Here is an 18124-nt window from a genome sequence, read left to right on the forward strand (position 1 = left end):
TCACTCTCCCCTCAGAATCGCCGCAGGCTGCACGCGGCGCAGTAGGGTGATCGGGAGAATCGCCGACAGCAAAGTCACCGCCATGCTACCAGCCAGAACCATCGGCAGCACACTCAAGCGGGGCGCTACGGGAGCGTGAAAGTTAACCCGCCCGATCCAGATCGCAATGCCGATGCCCACAAGGAATCCGATCAGCGCGCCGGTTGCGCCCAGCACGACAGCTTCGGCGGCAAAGAACCCATTGAGGAGCCTTCCCGAGGCGCCCAGCGCTTTCATGATGGCGAAGTCGCGGCGCCGGTCGAAGACCCATCCCATTAGAGTCGAAAGCACGCACAATGCCGCCGTCAGAATAATCAGTGCGGCCGCGGCCAACATTGTCGAGCGCGTCTTGCCCAGCACACGCGCTTCGCCTTCCATGATTTGCCTCACGGGTCGAACATCACTGGCGGGAATTGCCTGCGCCAGTCGATTCATGATGCTCGCGACTTCTTCGGGGGAGCCGGACGCAGCCACTTCTATCGTCGACGGCTGAACGCCGGTCCAGGCCACAAAATCGGACAAAGAAACATAAATACGGCTGTCTTCCGCCGCACCGGTCTGTACCGTTCCCACCGGGGTAAGATGCAAAATCTTTGCGTGAAAACTGAGATCGAACCCTTGACTCTTCGGAGAAACCGTTGGTGACGCGCGCACACCAATCAGCGCCGGATGTCCCGTTTCTTGCGCGCCTCCTGCGCGAGAAGTGGGCATCTCAGACGGCCAGTTGCTCACCGACCACCACTTATTCAACTGCCGAACGCGATCGAAATCCGTGCCCGCCACGACGATCGGTTGACCACTACTGGTGCGGGCCACGACCATCCCAAACGGCGACGCGATGCCGCGTCCGGCAAGAACCGAGTCGACCTGCGCCAGCGCATCCGAAGGCAGGGAAGCGCCATCTTTTCCGACGAGAATGAGATTCGCGCCGTAGTTGCGAAACTCGCGCCGCAATTTCGCCTGCACATCGATGTACAGATTCAGCATGGCCGTAGCCGCGGCCGCTGCGACAACCATGGCGAATAGCGCCGAGAGGGCGCGATCGCGCCGGAGCACCGCCGCCCGCACCAGCATGCGCACAAACATGGAAGTATGCCGAGCCTGTGCCCGACTGGAAGCCAAGTCGCGCGCGGAATGGGAAATCGGCGCGTTCATAATTCCCCTCGCAAAGCGAATACTGGATCGAGGCCCACCGCTCGTCGAATTGCCGCTGCGCTTCCCGCGAACGTTACGGCCACGGCCATAGCTAGGATCACCGGCAGCAACACAGGCGGAATCGAAATCTCAGAATTGAAGATGGCGCGCCCGATCTGGTGCGCGAGTAGGCCTCCCACGACAAAACCGGCCAAGCCTCCCAGGAAAGCGAGCAACGTAGCTTCCGCAAAAAAGATCGACGCGACGGCGAGCTTTCCGGCGCCCAACGCTTTCATGAGCCCCACTTCCGCGCGCCGCTCAAACATAGCCGTGGCCATCGAAGCCGAGACCGCCAACGCCGAAGCCACGAGCGCCGCCACGGTGATCAGAAAAATCAGGCCTTCGATGCGCGTCAGCACCGCTCCTTCATTTTGCGAAACTTGCCGAATCTGCTGGGCCTGCGAGTGCGGAATCGCCTCGGCCAACTGAAACGCGATCGACTGCGGGTAGGGCGAACAATACCAGCGATCGTAGACGGGGCCAGACATGCTCTTGGGATCGCGGCGGGCGAAGGCATCTTCCGGCTTAGTCAGTGCACTGACGTAAACACGTCGGACCGCGCCGGGCTTTCCCAGAATTTCCTGTGCCAGCGAAAGCGGCGCCACGATTTCATCGTCCTCCGCGCCGCCGGTCGAGAGGATTCCGCTTATATGCAATTTTCGATTGGCGATCGTGACCTCGTTTCCCGATTTGTCCCCCAGGCGGGAGGCCAGTCTTTCCCCCAACAAGACGTCCCGCGATGAATCACTGGGCCATGCGCCGGAAACTCTCCACCAGGGATGGGTCGAACGCACGCCGGTGGTAAACTGCTCTTTTCCGTATGCCACGGGCTTAGCGAAATACGTTCCCAGCAGCGTCACGTTCGGTGCCGCACCGTTCTGCGGTTCAATCGAGTCGAGCCACACGTTCACCGGGAGCATGGGCGCGAAGCCCGTGATGTTGTTGTGCCAGAAAATTCCTTTAATCTTCGGCAAGTCGGCTTCGTCGAGAAAAGCGCCGTCGGTAGGCGGCTTGAGATTCACTCCGCCAATTTCGAGGTCGAGAGAATCTTCTTGAGGAGTTACGACGAGGTTGGCGCCGATGGTGCGAAGTTCGCGATTGATCTTGTCGCCGATGTCGGTGGCCACGCCGATCATCGCTGTCGCCACGGTCACGCCCAGCGTGATGGCCGCTCCCGCCAGCAACTTGCGCCGCTTCTGGCGCCGGAACGATTCGTAGACGAGCCGCGCGAACATCGGTTACGGTTGCGCGAATATGCGGCTGCCCGCCGCCACATCCGCCTCCTCGATGATAACTGCATCGGCCGTCTGCGTGGCCTTGAGCGGTATCGGATTGCATCCCCCCTTGGCTCCAACCGATTGCGGGTTGATGGGCGCCCCGCAGTTCTTGCAGACGACTTGATTTCCTTTCTTGTAGAATCCGACGGCTCCGCAGATCTGGCATGCGTCAAACACCGTGGCGATTTTTCCATCCGGCTTCTGGTACAGCCAGAAGCGAATCTGAGTGCCATTCTCCAGCGCCTGAAAGCGATGAAGATCGCCGTCCGAGATCTGAGCCAAGGGGATGCTGACTTTTCCATTGGTAAACGTCAGCTCGGTCGCCGGCGAAAGGTTAGTGACACTCTTGGCGTACACAAACTCCGCCGTGATCAGCGCGATAAAGACGAACGAGAACGTCATCACGGCGATCATCCACAAGCGCTCGCGGCGGGCGCTCCAAGCCGCCTTGCGGCGGGCGGCGGGCGACGCGAGGGTGAGCACGGGTTCGCGGCGCTTGGCTTCGAAAAGGATCATCAATGCCGCCAGCGCAAAAATCGTGACGAAGAAAAACCAATCGTTGCTCACGATGGGCCCGATGATCGCCATCTCGCGCTTCGAGGACGCAATCACGCCGCTTTCTGAGAGTTCATGCAGGCCGGAGATCACGAGTTGCGCCGCCACCAGAAACATAATCGCGGTGGTAATGCGAAAAAACTTTTGCAGATTGATGCGGACGCTGCCCTTCACGAACATCACGCCGAAGGCAATTGCGGCCAGCAGACCCAGCAGCGTGCCCAGAAAACTCATGAGCTCGGTGGAATTCAGCGACACGGCGGAGAGGATCAGCACGGTCTCGGCGCCTTCGCGCAGCACCATCAGGAAAATGAATACGAACAGTCCGAACCGGGCGTCGTTGCCAGCCAGCAGCCCGACTTTTCCCTCGACTTCGCCTTTGAGCTTGCGGCCGGTCTTCATCATGAAAACAACCATGCTTACGACGAAGAAAGCGGCGACCAGCATGATCCAGCCCTCAAAGGCATCTTCGTTGAGACTCAGGCGGGAGATCGCCACGGCGACGCCGATGCTGCCCAGGAAGGCCGCGGCCAGTGCCGCATACACCGTCTTGCGCAGCTCCTGGCGCCCGATCTTGGTCAGGTAGGCCAGCGTGATACCCACAATGAGGGCGGCCTCAACCCCTTCCCGCAACGTAATAATGAACGCCTGAAGCATCGTATGAACTATCCTTGGTCTTCAAGAATGAATGATCTTGCGAATGAACGATCTTGAAGAACGATGATCTTGAAAATGAATTTCAATTTCAATATCAAGGATATTCCCCTTGTACCGGGGCCGTCAATCGGACGTATCACAACTGCATACGATCAGGATCACATGGTGTAAATCCGCCGTTGAATGGCCGCAGGACGCAGCGAAGGTTATGCAGGACGGACACTCTTGTCCGTCGCTCCTGGGGTTGATGTTGATCTTCACTTTGCCGCAGCTGTCGCCCTCGGGCGACGTAGAAACCAAGAGCAAGAGCAACTGCGAGGGACAAAAGTGTCCGTCCTACACACCTACCAGATGCGCACGCGATCCGCTGGCGCCAGGTAGAGCTTGTCTCCCGGTTGCACGTGGAACGCCGCATACCAGGCGTCGATGTTCCGCACCGTGTCAGCCCGGTACTCGTCGGGAGAATGCGGATCGGTCATTACCTCCTGGCGCAGCTCAGCCTCGCGCGTGACCGATCCCCAATTCTGGCCGAAGGCGATAAAGAACTGCTGCTCGCCGGAGAATCCGTTTTGCTCCGGCGCCGTCTTGCCCGCGAGTGACGCCCGATATGCGTCGTAGGCGGCGGAAATTCCTGCTACATCGGCGATATTCTCGGCTAACGTTTGTTTTCCGTTCACCGCTAGATCCGGAAACGGTTTATAGGTGTCGTACTGCGCGGCGAGTTGCGCCGTCGCGGCCTCGAAATGCTTCAGGTCTTCGGGCGTCCACCAGTTTCGCAAATGCCCCTTCGAATCGAATGTGCTGCCCTCGGTGTCGAAGGTATGGCTGATTTCGTGGCCAATGATGGTGCCGATAGCGCCATAATTTGCGGCTGCTGGAGCCTTGGGATCGAAGAAGGGCGGCTGCAGAATTGCGGCGGGAAAATTGAGGGCAATCTGTAGCGGCAGATTCACCGCATTCACCGTCTGCGGCGTCATCGACCACTCTTTCCGGTCGATCGGCTTACCCAGGCGCGCTCGTTGGCGCTGATACTCCGCCACCTCGCCCCGCCACAAGTTGCCGAAAATGTCGTCCGGTTTGACTTCGTAGTTGGAGTAGTCGTGCCAATTTTCCGGATAACCGATTCCCACATACAACGCCGAGAGCTTGGCCTCGGCTTCCGCCTTGGTCGACGGATTCATCCAGGTTAATGCTTCAATCCGCTTGCGATAGGCGGCGATCAGATTGTTCACCATGGCATTGGCCTGGGCCTTGGCTTCGGGCGAAAAATAGCGTTGCGCATAGACTTGCCCGACCACGTCGCCCAACATTCCGTCGACCACGAATACGCCGCGCTGCCAGCGCGGACGTTGTTGCGGTGTGCCTGAAAGCGCCTTGCCGAAAAACGCGAAATGCTCCTCCGCGATCGCTTTGGGCAGGACTCGGCCGTAGGCCTCGCTCACGTGATAGGCCATCCAGTCTTTCCAGGTATCGAGGGACGTTGAGGCCACCAAAGCCGACTCGCCCGTGAACGCCTCCGGTTGCCAGACCGTAAAACTCGCTTGCTGCATGAGGCCCGCGGCACGAAAATATTCCGCCCAGTCAAGCCCGGGAGCTTTGGCCGCAAAGTCCGCTTGCATCCAGGTATTGTTCGCCTTGTGGATGTCTTCGTTGTCGGCCAGGCTGCGATGAGTCTCGGCGATCGCGTGCTCGAGTTCAACGATGCGGGCCGCGCGCGCATCGGCATCCGAGAATCCCGTCAGCTTGAGCACGGCCGAAACGTGAGCCTGATACTGCTCGCGAATCTTCTTCATGCCTTCGCTGTCGGAAAGATAATATTCGCGATCCGGAAGTTGGAGTCCGCCCTGCATCAGATAGCCTACGTAGTGCTCCGAATCGTTGAAGCCCGGAGCCACCCACAGGCCGAAAAGATTGGGCGTATAAAAGTTGGTGTTATTGAGCGCGTCCACGTCGGCTCGCAAGGTTTCGCCCAGGGCGTGCGCCAGTTCGCGCTTATCGTGAATGGCGGCGATTGCGTCCAGGTGCGGACGGAGCGGCGCGAGTCCTTTCGCCTCGATCGTCGCCTCGTCCATATACGAGTTGTAAAGGTCGGCGACTTTGCGCGCGCCGGAGCCGGCCGGCGAATTCGATTTCGCAATCTCCTCGATCAAGTCGGAGGTCCGCTTATTGCTTAGATCGGCGAGCCTTGAAAAAACATCGACCTCTGCGCGATCCGCCGGAATTTCGGTCCGTTTGATCCAGTTGCCGTTCGCATAGCGATAAAAATCGTCACCCGGCTTCACCGAGGGATCCATGTTGGCGACGGAAATGCCGTGCGTATCGGGCGACGAGGCATCCTGCGCGCTAGTGGAAATCGCACAAACTGCGAGGCACACCACAACGAATTGCAGAAAATAAAGACTTCGCTTCATTCCGGGCTCCGGTGTATTCATTGATATTGTCTTCATTGGTATTGATATTGATAAAGACTCTTAGATCGAGATTTCGTATCAGTCATGAGTGTATCCCGAGTTTCGCGCGATGTTCCGGGCCTACGCCGAACAGAAATATCGTTTCCCCGTTATTGTTTACCGGCGACGCCGAGACCTATAGACGCTTCAGAAACGCGTTCGCTTCCGTCATGTGGGGAAATAGCTTTTCTTCCGCCTGGAACTCCGCGGAATGCACGCAGCGCCGGCTGCCGCGCAGTTTCACGGGATGCTTCAGATGCAACATCTCGTGGTAGACAATATATTCCAGCACATATGGGGGCATGGCGGGATGATCGAAGACGCGGCTGATCACGATGGCATTGTGCGCCGGATCGTAATGTCCGAGAATGCGGCGGGTTTTAGTCTGGCTCCAGCTCATGCGCGGCCGCGCCATCAGCCCGTAAAAAAAGCGCGTGTTCAGTCGCTCAAAGATGGAATCAAGATCATAGAAGTGCCCGCGCGCCGGGCGGAGCCGCTTGCGCCCCCGCATCTGCCGGACCAGATGCGTCTGACGCACAATGTCGCGGCTGGCTACGTATTTCCGATAGCGCGCCGCCCGCCCACGGTCGATCGGCTGGCGATACATTTTGGCCAACAGAATGTGGGCGATGGCCCGCAAAACCATCTCCGGCGCGCCTTCCAACAGATCGGAAAGCCTCACCAGCAGCCGTCCATTGCGCAGCCGAATCGTATTGTTCACATTGGCAAAGGCGAAGAACTCAATCTTTAACTCGGGAATTGAAGATACGGGACGCAGCTCCCGATAAGTTTCCTGGAAAATTTCGAGCAGTCCTTCTCGCACAGTGAGGTTAGGTTAGCATGAAGAGCGGTCGTCGGGCCTTAGGCGTTAGGCGTCGGCCGTCAGACCTTAGGGAGCAGGCGTGATCCTCAACCGCTGATGCCCTGGCACTGAGGCGATCGCAGCGATGAAAGCACATTGCCCAAAAAAACGAACTCGTTCCGCAAACTGAGAAGGTAGCGAGTCCCGACGCCTGACCGAGGCCTCAAGTCCGCTTTACTCCGGCTTGGCTGCGTTCTTCGCGTTCGAATTTAGCTTCTTATGCTTGGCCGCGTCTTCCTGGTCCGCCAGCAGCTTGCGATGGTCCTCGGCCGAACTGTCCACCGTATCGAGAATGTTATTCAGCACGAACTCGTACTGCTGTGCTTCCTCCGCCGGGACATCCGCGGCACTTTTGAGGGCCCGCAGTTTCGCCTGAAATTCCGTATCGGCCTCGACGATCGTCTTTAGGGGCTTGCGAATATCGTCCTTGCGATCGACGTAAGTATCGATGTTGTCGTTGAGTTCGTCATAGAGGAGCAGCAGATCGTCGAGCATGTCATGGGTCTGCCTGGCTCGATCTTTCACCTTCGGATCGCTGCGCATCTGCTCCAGCTTCACAAAGCGCGCTCGAGTGAACTGCACATAGAGCGTAAGCCGCTGCTTCGGCTCCCAACTGGCATCGCGAATCTGGTCGATCTCGGGTTGCGTCAGGGGCTCGCGATGACGCTGCGCCGGCGACGAAAGGGCCGCAGCAAGTAAGACAACAATGGCCATGGCAATCCGCAGACAGCCAGGCTGAAAACTCGAAGCCGTCATTTCGCTCCTTTCGGAAACATCGCCCTCAACAGATCGTCGCGCACCCGCTCCAGGCGATTCACGGCATCTGCGACCGGAGCCTGGTCATCGTGGCCGAGGGTGTGCATCAGTTCGACCAGCCGGCGAGTCATAGCGCGCACCGCTATTTCACTTTGCTTTTGATATTTATGCGATTGGATTGCATAGTCGCGCGCCAACTCCGAATAGGTCACCACATCGCCCAGCGCCGCCTGGCCCTTCTCGATCTCGGCCGCGGCATAGAGTTTGTCGACCTCCTCAAGCCGCTTCTGGGCGATCTGTACGCAAAGGTGGGGCCGCTCGCCGACGCGTGTCGACGCCAGCCGCGCCTTCAACTCCGCAATCGTGGGTTCATTCGCCGGCCGAGCGTAGGCGAACACGACCGTAAGCGCGCACAGCGCGACTGTACACCACGTCCCGACTGAGCCCCGAAATGAGTAGCGCGCCCCAAGCATGATCCAGTCCCGCCGCGATTATTTGTTCGACCGTTTGTTCGGCTACCTTTCGGTTACCTTTTCGGTTCAATCGCGATCAGCCGATGTTTCGCCTGCCATTCCTGTTCAGGATACTTCCCGCTGGCCGCTTTGAGAAAGAGATGATAATTCAGCGCAGCCCGCTTGACATCCCGCAGATGGTCATAGGCGGAAGCTCGCAGAAAATATGTGATAGGCTCCTCAGCTTGATATTTCACTCGCGCGTCCAACGCCTTCACGACCAGCGAATAATCCTTATTCTCGCTCGCAGCGAAGGCCAGGTCGCCATACGCCGGCGCGAGTGTGGGATTGATCTTCAACGCCTCCAGCAGTTCCTTCTGTGCGTCGGCGAATTTCTTTTCTTCGATCAGCGATTTGCCCAGGCTCTGATGCAGCGCGGCGTCGTTGGGATTTGCTGTCAGCAGCGCGCGATAAGCCGCTTCCGCCTGATCGTATTTCTTAGCCTCGACGTATAAGTCCGCGAGGTCGCGCTGCAGCGTCGGATCCGGAGGTGTCGGTTTTGCGCTTTGCAGTTTCGCTCCCTCCTGAAGTTCGGCGATCGCCTCGTCGTACTTGCCGTCAGCCGCCAATACGCGGCCCAGCTGAATGCGTACGTCCGCGCGGTCGGGGTGCACCGCCGCGAGTTTCCGCAACTCCACCTCGGCTTCAGACAAGCGATGGGCGCGCATGTAAATATTTGCCAGGGCGGTCACTGCGTCCGACATCGGATCGAGCGCGAGCGCCTGCTTGTACTCGTGCTCCGCGTCCGAAATCTTTTCTTTCTTTTCCAAGAGCTGTCCCGCGGCTAAGTGCGGCTCCGGATCCTTCGGCTGCAATGCCGCCGCTTGCCGGTAAGCCGCGATCGCTTCGTCGGGTTTCGTTTTCTCCAGCACATGCGCCAGCGAAAGCCACGCTCGCTCCTGGCCCTGGGCCACATGGCTGGTCGGCTTCATCCGCGTAGCAGCGCGTAGAAATGGTTCTGCGTCGGGCGCATCCGTCTTGGCCAGTTGCAACCCGAGATTCAGGTTCGACTCAAAAACATCCGGCTTTGCCGCCACAGACTTCCGATACGCCGCGATCGAATCGTTGGTCTTGCCGAGGGCATTCTCGACAAATCCTAATTCAAACCACGCCACGTAATTTTGCGGGTCATCGCCCGCGGCCCCGGCCAGAAAATTGCGCAACAGCGGTTCAGCCGCGACGTAATTTTGCTTCTGGATGAACGCTTCGGCCTTGGTAAGCTCCGGGGAAGGCGGGACTTCTTCCGCAACCGTGGTGTGGTGCGTGGCTTGCCCTGATTTGTGATGAACGCTGGAAGATGAACCGTTCGAAGAGGAGCCATCCTGCGGGGCTTGAGATTGATCAGCCTGAGCAACGGCCAGCGCGGCTATGCCCGCGAGGAGCATCGCGATACTGAGTCTACGAGCGGCCATTGGAACGCGATGCACCATTCCCGTGCAGATCATTGCCGTCCAGAATATGCCCCAGGTATTGTCCTGTGTAAGAATCGGGAAGCTTGGCGATCGCCTCCGGAGGTCCGGCTCCGACGATTTTGCCGCCACGGCTGCCACCCTCCGGGCCCAGATCAATCACCCAGTCCGCCGTCTTGATGACCTCCAGATTATGCTCGATGACGACGATTGATCCTCCCGCTTCTATAAGACGGCGAAAGGCGGCGAGGAGTTTGCTGACGTCGTCAAAATGCAGCCCGGTCGTGGGCTCGTCGAAAATATAGAGTAAGCGCCGTTTGAGCCTGGCATCGCTGCCCGACGCGCCCCTGCCGATCTCCCGCGACGCCGGCTGCAAGTGCGCAGCCAGCTTCATGCGTTGCGCCTCGCCTCCAGAAAGAGTTGTCGCCGATTGCCCCAGCCGCAAGTATCCCAGCCCAACTTCCTCGAGCGACCGCAGCTTGTCGGTGATCTTGGGCGCTTCGGCAAAGAACTTCAATGCTTCCTTCACCGTCAGATTCAGCACTTCGTGAATATTCTTGCCCCGATAGCGCACCTCCAGCACCGTTGGCTTATAGCGCGTGCCCTTGCACTCTTCGCAAATCAATTCCACGTCCGCAAGAAACTGCATCTCGACAGTGACCGTGCCATCGCCCTGGCAAGTCTCGCAGCGCCCGCCGGGAATGTTGAACGAAAAATGCCCCGCGCCGAAGCCGCGCTTCTTCGCCTCGGGCAGGGAAGCGAACAGATCCCGGATGGCGTCGAACGCCTTAATATAGGTCACCGGATTCGACCGCGGCGTGCGCCCGATCGGCGACTGATCGACCAGAACCACTTCCTCGATGAACTGATCGCCCTCCAGGCTCTCCCAACTCGCAACCGGACCGGTCGCGCCATTCCCCGCCTGCTGCTTGGCTTGGGCCAGCGCCCGGTAGAGTACCTGATGCAGCAGCGTCGACTTGCCCGACCCGGAGACGCCGGTGATCGCGACCAGCATGCCCAGCGGAATATTGATATCGACCCCCCTGAGATTATTGGCGCGCACGCCGCGAATCCCGATCTGCTGCGCCCCCGGCTTACGCCTCACGAGTGGAGGCTGAATGCGCAAATCCCCCGATAGATAGCGCCCAGTCAGCGAAACTGGATTGCGCAGAATCTCGTCATACGTCCCCTCGGCCACCAACTTGCCGCCATTCTCGCCGGCTCCGGGCCCCAGATCGAGGATGCGGTCGGCGGCTCGCATGATGTCAGGATCGTGTTCGACAACGAGTATCGTGTTTCCCAGATCGCGCAGGTCGTGCAGAATCTTGATCAACCGATGCGTATCCCGCGGATGCAGCCCGATCGACGGCTCGTCCAGCACATACAACGTGCCCACCAGCCGCGATCCGAGCGAAGTCGCCAACTGAATGCGTTGCGCCTCGCCGCCGGAAAGCGTGGACGACAGCCGATCCAGCGTCAGATATTCCAGGCCCACATTGTTCAGAAATCGCAGTCGCTCGCGAATCTCGTGCAGCAACTTGTCGGCGATCTCAGCCTGCTCGAGACTCAGCTCAACCTGCTCAAAGAATTTCAGCGCGCCTTCGACCGTGAGCCCGCATATCTCGCAGATGTTTTTCCCGTTGATCTTGACCTGCCGCGCTTCCATGCGTAGCCGCGAGCCGTTGCACTCCGGACACAGCGAATATCCGCGATAGCGGCTGAGAAATACCCGCACGTGCAACTTATATTTCTTGCGCTCCAGGTGATCGAAAAATCCGCGTACCCCCGGGAATTTACCTTCGCCGCGCAGTATCAGATTTCGGTGCTCCTCCTCAAGATCGGCCCACGGCACGTCGAGCGGAATGCCCGCCTGCTTCGCGAACCGCTTCAAATCCGTAAACAGCGGACGATACTTCGGCTTGGTCCACGGCTCAATCGGACACTCGGCCAGCGTTTTCAATTTGTCGGGGATGACCAGATCGAGATCGAAGTCAATCGTGTTGCCAAAACCCTGGCACCGCGGACAGGCCCCATAAGGATTGTTAAAGGAGAAAAGCCGCGGCTCCGGCTCCTCATAGCGCAAGTTGCATTCTTTACACTCAAACCGCTCTGCGAAGCGCAGCCGTGCAGGTCGGACACTCCTGCCCGACGCAGTTGCACTTGCAGCTGATGTCGGCGTTACATTTTCTCCCGCAACCTCAAAAATAACTTCCCCTGCCTCCCGATAAGCCGTCTCAATCGCATCGACAATCCGAGCTCGCGCCTCCGCCGAAACCACCAGCCGATCCACGAGCACAAAGACTGGCTCCGCGAAGTTGACGTCCAGCAACGACTCTGGGGTGGAGAATTCGTAAACCTCCCCGCCCTGATATAGCCGATTAAATCCCGCCCGACGCAAATCGAACAACCGCGTCTTCAACACCTCGCTCAACTCGGCTCTGCGTGACCCACTTTTCGCTTCTTTCGCTTCAAAGCCTGCCCTGAGCTTGTCGAAGGGTGGGGATTTTGCCGAAGCCTTCCTCGGTTTCGAAGTTCGATCGCCTTTGACCGCCGTGCCGTCGACCGTCCCCGGCTGCTGAAGCGGAAACAGCACCTGCAACCGCGTCTCCGGCTCCAGAGCCAGAATCGCCTCCGCGACCTCATCGACCGTATCCTTCTTCACTTCGCGCCCGCACTTCGCGCAATAAGTTCGCCCTACCCGCGCAAACAGTAGCCGTAGATAGTCGTAAATCTCGGTCGCTGTCGCTACGGTCGAGCGCGGATTCCGTGTCGTATTTTTCTGTTTGATCGCCACTGCCGGCGCGATCCCATCGATCTCGTCCACGTCCGGTTTTTCGATGCGCTCCAGAAATTGCCGGGCATACGCCGACAACGATTCCACGTAGCGCCGCTGTCCCTCGGCATAAATCGTGTCAAAGGCCAGCGACGACTTGCCCGAACCTGAAACCCCGGTTACCACCGTCAGCGAATTGTGTGGCACCTCAAAGTCAATATTTTTGAGGTTATGCACGCGCGCCCCGCGTACGACGATGCTCTCCGTGGGACTCGAAACAGACTGGGTCGAAATAGATGTGCGCGATGCAGAAGACATCAGCTCAGAGGACATTGATTCAGAAGACATCGAAATAAGGACCGCGGCGGCCAGACGACGCTCCGAGCACCAGCGCACAGAGCTCTCCGCGAGGCCTACCGAATCTTTTTATTATAAAGCAGCGAAGGGGAGGCGGTTTGGCTGCAAAAAGGCAGCGCGGAGTCTAAGCCTTTGCGTTCTTTGCGGTATTTCTTAGCGCGCTTTGCGGTCCAGGATTCTACCGACCCGGCCAGGATCGACATCTCAACCGCAAAGGACGCAAAGAACTGCCGCAAAGAACGCAAAGATTCGAAAGATAGCCGAAGAGAAGGCTGCTTCAAACGATCGAGATTCTACTGATCGACATCCGACCCGTTTTCCCGGTCGCGCCGTTTTCCATACCGGACGGCAAATCCGAAGCCAAAAACCATGATGGCCACCGGCGGCGCCAGCATCACGAAAATCGCCCGATTGATCGCGCGTTGAGCGTCTTTGGGTGTCGCCTTGGCATTGGCGTTACACATCGCGCATCCCTGGGCAAATGCCGGGGCAGTCCAGAGTGCGGCCAGCAACACCAGAAAAGCCAGACGAAATTTACTGCCACGTCTCATCTCTTGATGAGCTCCCAGCCTCTCTTAGTGAACTCCCAGTCTCAATACGCGTCCCGCGTCGGGAAAGAAAAAGAAATACATAATGATGAAGCACGCTGTAACCGAAATCACCAGCATCCAACGCATGATGGACTTCTCAAACTTCAAGTGCATGAAGTAACCGATGATCAGCGCCGACTTAATGATCGACAAAATTAGCAGCACCTCGAGCATGCGCACCGGCTCGAAGATCTGCTTATATCCCAGCACCACTTCGATTGCGGTTAGGACCAGCAACGCGCCCCACACCCAGAAATACTGTGCTTTGCTGTCGTCGTGGGAATACTCATGCGTCGCGGCGTCGTTCATTCTGTGAGTCCTCTCTTACAATTTGTCATCCCGAGGTGGACGCTCTTTGTCCGCCGAGGGATCTCATTTGAGCCCCAACAAGTCGTGCGTCGGGCTCGCTTTACGTGATCTTGGTCGACAGCAAATATACCAGCGGGAAGATGAACATCCACACCAGGTCGACGAAGTGCCAGTACAAGCCGGCGACCTCCACGTCCTGCGCGTCGTAATCCTTCGGTTTCAGAAACAGGATGATCGCCGATACCGCCAGCGCCAATCCCAAAACATGAATCCCATAGTGAAAGACATTGTCGGAAGGGATCAAGAAATATCCCCCGATCCAAAAGGCGCCCAATACCGGCAGAAACCACTTTCGAAACGCCACCACTCCCAGGTAGATCACGCCAATGGTCACGTGCAGCATGTGCATCGCGGTGAGGCCGAAAAAAGTTTGCGGGAACTGCGGGGTGTTCTTAGTAATGTCTGCGAGCTCTCCCGCGGCGGCGTGCGCTGATTTCGGGAAGATCGGCAGCGTGAGCCCTTCGTCGATCAGGTGGCTCCACTCCATGCCATGCAGCACGATGAACGCCGTGCCAAACGCCATCGTGGCCAGCAGCCAGTTGCGCGTCCAGGCGCGGTCGCCGCGCTGCGCCGCAAACACCGCCATCACCATAGTCAGCGAACTCGACAGCAGGCACGCGGTCATGATGGTCGAATTGACGATGCTTTGCACGTGAAATGGCGTCGGCCAGTTCGTGTAAATGCGTTCGTAGCAGAAGGCGAAAAGCAGCGCCCCAAACGTCAGCGAGTCCGAGGCCAGGAACAGCCACATTCCCACCTTCTTCGAATAGGCGCCAAACAGCGGCGCCTCGTACGCTCCCGGCGTCGCATGTTCGACGGCAGTATGCTGCAACGTGGCGTTAGCCATTCTTCGATTTCCCCTTTTTCGTCGAGTGGTCAGTAGTCAGAAAAAAATAACTATGGAACTGGCCACAGCCACTGGTCACCGACCGCTATCGCGCGAATCCTAACAACGCAAACACATACACCCACAGCACCAGCATGAAATGCCAATACCATGCCGTGATGTCCACCAAAATGCGCTGCGCCTCGATTGGTTTCTTCAGCAGGGAAGCGCTGGCCGCCCAGATCAGCGCGATCATTCCGCCTGCAAGATGCACCGCGTGCGCAATGGTCAGCAGGTACACGAACGAGCTGTTGGGATTGGTCGAGATAAGAAATCCCCGGGCTTTCAGTTCGCCCCACGCCAGCCATTGCCCGCCCAGGAAGCCCATCCCCAGCAGTACAGTAATTCCCAGCCACGGAAACGATCGCTCGTTGCCCAGGGACACTCCAGGAATCGACTGCACGGGAGCCAGCGCTGCTTGCATCGCCGCCTTGCGCCGCGAGAACTCAATCGTGACGCTGCTCAATAGAAGTACCGCGGTGTTGATCGCCAGCAGCAGCCAGGGCAAATCCACCCGGCCCCAATCGCGCACGTAGGAATTCGATGCGCCATCAAACGTCGGCAGTCCCTGGCGCACAATATATGCGCTGGTCAGCGAGATAAACACCATGCACACGGTCGCAATGCCGCACGCCAGTCCCAGCCGTGCCCGCCGCAACCGCGCCCCATAATCGGGAATGTCGCCGCCGCGCCCATCGTCGCCGCCACCCGCCGGGGGAACCGGCGGCTTGTGCCCGTGGCCAATTTGATCGATCGGATTGGTTGGAGTATAGGTCGCCATATCGAACAGCCTCAACCAAGATTAGTGCATCAATGCGTCGCAACGGTTGCCGGATCGGTCTGCATCACGTAATCCTTCGGCGCGCCCGGTACTCCATACTCATACGGCCCGTGATGCACTACCGGCGTTACGCCGCCAAAATTATCGTGCGGCGGCGGAGTGGCGGTCGTCCACTCCAGGGTCGTCGCCTCCCAAGGATTGTCGCTCGCCTTCGGCCCTTTGAACATGCTGTAAAACAGATTGACCACAAAAATAAATTGCGCCGCGATGGTGATGATCGCCGCGTAGGTCATGAACTGGTGCAGCGGCATCAGTTTCTGCAGGTACGCCACTTCGGTGTATTGCGAATAACGCCGCGTGCCGCCGGCCAGCCCCAGATAGTGCATCGGCATAAAGATGGCGTAGGTTCCGGCCAGCGTAATGAAGAAGTGAATGCGTCCCCAACTTTCATTCATCATGCGCCCGAACATCTTCGGGAACCAGTAATAGGTTGCCGCAAACATGCCGAAGATCGCCGCCACGCCCATAATCAGATGGAAATGCCCGACCACGAAATAAGTGTCATGCAACTGGATGTCGAGCACCGGCTGCGCCAGAAATGGCCCGCTCAGGCCGCCCGAAACGAACAGCGACACAAAGCCGATGGCATACAGCATGGGCGTGTGGAAACGAATGTGCCCCTTCCACATCGTGCCCAGCCAGTTAAATGTCTTGATAGCCGACGGTACCCCAATGCACATGGTCAGCAGCGAAAACGCGAATGCCGAGTAAGGGCTCATGCCACTCATGAACATGTGATGGCCCCAGACCATGAAGCCGAAAAATCCGATCGACAACATGGCATAGACCATTGCCCGGTAGCCAAAAATCGGCTTGCGCGAGAAGGTCGAAAGTACCTGCGACGCTACGCCCATGCCCGGCAGAATCGCGATATAGACCTCCGGGTGCCCGAAAAACCAGAACAGATGTTGCCACAGAAGCGGCGATCCGCCCTTGTGGCCCATGATCTGCCCGTTGACCACCACCAGCGGAACGTAAAAGCTGGTCCCCAGATTGCGATCCATCAAGAGCAGAATGCCCGCCGAGAGCAGCACGCCGAAGGCCAGCAATCCCAGAATCGCCGTGATAAACCACGACCAAACCGTCAGCGGCATCCGCATCAGCGTCATGCCTTTGGCGCGCAGGTCGAGCGTGGTGGTGATGAAGTTCAGCGCACCCATCAGTGAGGCGATGCAGAAAATCGCGATGCTCGTAATCCACAAATCGGCGCCCAGTCCTTCGCCCGGCCCCGTTGACTGCACCGCGCTGAGCGGCGGATATCCCGTCCAGCCATGCAACGGTGCACCGCCCGAGACGAAGAAGGCCGCCAGGATCGTGATGAACGCCACGAACGTCGTCCAGAACGACAACATGTTCAGCACCGGAAACGCCATGTCGGGCGCTCCGATCTGAATCGGCAGGAAATAATTTCCGAAGCCGCCCTGCGGCGCCGTCGTCAGGACGAAGAACACCATGATGGTGCCGTGCATGGTAAGCAGGCTGAGATATGCTTCCGGCTTAATCTCGCCCACTAGCGGCAGCACGGCGTTCGGCCACACCAGGTGAATGCGCATCAGCAGCGACAGAAACATCCCGACGAATACGGCAGTGAGCGCCAGAAAAAAATACTGAATGCCGATGACTTTGTGATCCAGGCTGAAAATGTATTTCCGGATAAATCCCTGAGGAGCGTGCGCGTGCGGGTTCTCCATGGCGACCATTTATTGTTTCTCCGCCTCTCGTGCGGCCAGCCACTTGTCGTAATCTTCCTGGCTGACCACGTGTACCATGCCGTGCATCTTGTAATGTCCCAGGCCGCACAATTCGGCGCAGGCAATTTCATATTCTCCAATCGCAGTGGGCGTGAAGTGCATGTGAATGTTCAGCCCGGGCACCGCGTCCTGCTTGAAGCGCAACTGCGGCACGAAGAAACTATGAATCACATCCACCGCCCGCAGGCTCACATCCACTTCGCGATTCACCGGCAGGAACATCGTTCCGGTCACGACGTCGTCTTTCGCCGCTGGATCATTATTGCTGAGTCCCACCGCGGCTTCGCCGCCGGCCGAAGGATCCATCAGGTTCGGGCTGGTCTTGCCGAACTTTCCATCCGGCCCCGGATAGCGGAAGTACCAGGCAAACTGCATTCCGGTGACTTCCACCTTCACGTCGTCCGCGGGAACTTCGCGGTCGAAGCGCTGGCTCGCCCACACGTTGCTGCCCATCAGATTCAGGCCGATGAATAATACCGCGGTGAGCAGAGTCCACACGCCTTCCAGCATCGTGTTCCCGTGCGAATAGGAAACCGGAGGAGAGGACGGAGTCTCGCGATATTTCCAGACAATGTAGCCCAGCCCCAGCTGCGCCGCCAGGAACACAACTCCCATAAGAATGAAGGTGAGAGCGAATTGTCCGTCGATAAATCCCGTCGACGCCGCCGCACCCACCGGCAGCCACCATGTCTTGGCGACAAAGAAATACGTGCTGACCAGAGTGATCAGCCAGATCAAAACCATCAACGCGAGGCCCATTCCCCAGCCCTCCAGGCTACTCAGGACGACAAAAACAGGACTTCCCCACGGCCATTGCCACGTCTCAGAATGCAAGCAACAGTCGGC

Annotated in this window: 15 protein-coding genes; all 15 read right to left on the bottom strand. The window is 58.3% G+C overall.

Annotated elements, in window-relative coordinates; translation table 11 throughout:
* The 15 genes from VGM18_04615 to coxB all read right to left on the bottom strand — a co-directional run bounded on the left by VGM18_04615 (position 1) and on the right by coxB (position 18037).
* Positions 1-1194 carry an ABC transporter permease gene (locus tag VGM18_04615; GenBank protein HEY3972263.1) on the bottom strand — a complete coding sequence of 398 codons (1194 nt, stop codon included), beginning with the start codon at positions 1192-1194 and terminating at the stop codon, positions 1-3.
* On the bottom strand, positions 1191-2468 hold the full coding sequence (locus tag VGM18_04620) for an FtsX-like permease family protein (protein ID HEY3972264.1): 1278 nt from the start codon (positions 2466-2468) through the stop codon (positions 1191-1193). The genes VGM18_04615 and VGM18_04620 overlap by 4 nt, the downstream gene beginning before the upstream one ends.
* 3 nt (positions 2469-2471) lie before the next feature.
* Positions 2472-3722, bottom strand: a complete 1251-nt coding sequence (locus tag VGM18_04625; GenBank protein HEY3972265.1) for a Fe-S-containing protein — start codon at positions 3720-3722, stop codon at positions 2472-2474.
* Positions 3723-4066: 344 nt separating this feature from the next.
* Positions 4067-6169 carry a M13 family metallopeptidase gene (locus VGM18_04630; GenBank protein ID HEY3972266.1) on the bottom strand — a complete coding sequence of 701 codons (2103 nt, stop codon included), beginning with the start codon at positions 6167-6169 and terminating at the stop codon, positions 4067-4069.
* Between the two features lie 139 nt (positions 6170-6308).
* Positions 6309-6995, bottom strand: coding sequence for a M48 family peptidase (locus VGM18_04635; GenBank protein ID HEY3972267.1), 687 nt, complete (start codon positions 6993-6995; stop codon positions 6309-6311).
* Positions 6996-7208: 213 nt separating this feature from the next.
* Positions 7209-7790, bottom strand: coding sequence for a hypothetical protein (locus VGM18_04640; GenBank protein ID HEY3972268.1), 582 nt, complete (start codon positions 7788-7790; stop codon positions 7209-7211).
* Positions 7787-8263: a hypothetical protein gene (locus VGM18_04645; GenBank protein ID HEY3972269.1), complete on the bottom strand. Its 477-nt coding sequence runs from the start codon at positions 8261-8263 to the stop codon at positions 7787-7789. The genes VGM18_04640 and VGM18_04645 overlap by 4 nt, the downstream gene beginning before the upstream one ends.
* A gap of 53 nt (positions 8264-8316) precedes the next feature.
* Entirely contained in the window at positions 8317-9714 is a 1398-nt protein-coding gene (locus VGM18_04650) for a tetratricopeptide repeat protein (protein ID HEY3972270.1), read from the bottom strand.
* Positions 9701-12802 carry an excinuclease ABC subunit UvrA gene (gene uvrA, locus VGM18_04655; GenBank protein HEY3972271.1) on the bottom strand — a complete coding sequence of 1034 codons (3102 nt, stop codon included), beginning with the start codon at positions 12800-12802 and terminating at the stop codon, positions 9701-9703. Before uvrA ends, VGM18_04650 begins: the two co-directional genes overlap by 14 nt.
* Positions 12803-13134: 332 nt before the next feature.
* Positions 13135-13392, bottom strand: coding sequence for a hypothetical protein (locus VGM18_04660; protein ID HEY3972272.1), 258 nt, complete (start codon positions 13390-13392; stop codon positions 13135-13137).
* Between the two features lie 24 nt (positions 13393-13416).
* On the bottom strand, positions 13417-13740 hold the full coding sequence (locus VGM18_04665; protein HEY3972273.1) for a cytochrome C oxidase subunit IV family protein: 324 nt from the start codon (positions 13738-13740) through the stop codon (positions 13417-13419).
* A 100-nt stretch (positions 13741-13840) separates the two neighbouring features.
* On the bottom strand, positions 13841-14647 hold the full coding sequence (locus tag VGM18_04670) for a cytochrome oxidase subunit III (GenBank protein ID HEY3972274.1): 807 nt from the start codon (positions 14645-14647) through the stop codon (positions 13841-13843).
* An 85-nt stretch (positions 14648-14732) separates the two neighbouring features.
* Complete coding sequence (locus VGM18_04675) at positions 14733-15467, bottom strand: cytochrome c oxidase subunit 3 (protein ID HEY3972275.1); 735 nt, start codon at positions 15465-15467, stop codon at positions 14733-14735.
* Positions 15468-15496: 29 nt separating this feature from the next.
* Positions 15497-17227 (bottom strand): cbb3-type cytochrome c oxidase subunit I, encoded by a 1731-nt coding sequence (locus VGM18_04680; GenBank protein ID HEY3972276.1) that lies wholly within the window; start codon positions 17225-17227, stop codon positions 15497-15499.
* Positions 17228-18037 (bottom strand): cytochrome c oxidase subunit II, encoded by an 810-nt coding sequence (gene coxB, locus VGM18_04685; protein HEY3972277.1) that lies wholly within the window; start codon positions 18035-18037, stop codon positions 17228-17230. It abuts the gene before it with no gap.
* Positions 18038-18124: the final 87 nt, after the last annotated feature.

It is taken from the genome of Candidatus Sulfotelmatobacter sp. (assembly GCA_036500765.1).
GTDB lineage: Bacteria > Acidobacteriota > Terriglobia > Terriglobales > Acidobacteriaceae > Sulfotelmatobacter.

Coding starts and splice junctions, on each gene's coding strand:
- VGM18_04615 (HEY3972263.1), bottom strand. CDS start 1,194: ATGAACGCGCCGATTTCCCATTCCGCGCGCGACTTGGCTTCCAGTCGG.
- VGM18_04620 (HEY3972264.1), bottom strand. CDS start 2,468: ATGTTCGCGCGGCTCGTCTACGAATCGTTCCGGCGCCAGAAGCGGCGC.
- VGM18_04625 (HEY3972265.1), bottom strand. CDS start 3,722: ATGCTTCAGGCGTTCATTATTACGTTGCGGGAAGGGGTTGAGGCCGCC.
- VGM18_04630 (HEY3972266.1), bottom strand. CDS start 6,169: ATGAAGACAATATCAATGAATACACCGGAGCCCGGAATGAAGCGAAGT.
- VGM18_04640 (HEY3972268.1), bottom strand. CDS start 7,790: ATGACGGCTTCGAGTTTTCAGCCTGGCTGTCTGCGGATTGCCATGGCC.
- VGM18_04645 (HEY3972269.1), bottom strand. CDS start 8,263: ATGCTTGGGGCGCGCTACTCATTTCGGGGCTCAGTCGGGACGTGGTGT.
- VGM18_04650 (HEY3972270.1), bottom strand. CDS start 9,714: ATGGCCGCTCGTAGACTCAGTATCGCGATGCTCCTCGCGGGCATAGCC.
- uvrA (HEY3972271.1), bottom strand. CDS start 12,802: ATGTCTTCTGCATCGCGCACATCTATTTCGACCCAGTCTGTTTCGAGT.
- VGM18_04660 (HEY3972272.1), bottom strand. CDS start 13,392: ATGAGACGTGGCAGTAAATTTCGTCTGGCTTTTCTGGTGTTGCTGGCC.
- VGM18_04665 (HEY3972273.1), bottom strand. CDS start 13,740: ATGAACGACGCCGCGACGCATGAGTATTCCCACGACGACAGCAAAGCA.
- VGM18_04670 (HEY3972274.1), bottom strand. CDS start 14,647: ATGGCTAACGCCACGTTGCAGCATACTGCCGTCGAACATGCGACGCCG.
- VGM18_04675 (HEY3972275.1), bottom strand. CDS start 15,467: ATGGCGACCTATACTCCAACCAATCCGATCGATCAAATTGGCCACGGG.
- VGM18_04680 (HEY3972276.1), bottom strand. CDS start 17,227: ATGGTCGCCATGGAGAACCCGCACGCGCACGCTCCTCAGGGATTTATC.
- coxB (HEY3972277.1), bottom strand. CDS start 18,037: ATGGGCCTCGCGTTGATGGTTTTGATCTGGCTGATCACTCTGGTCAGC.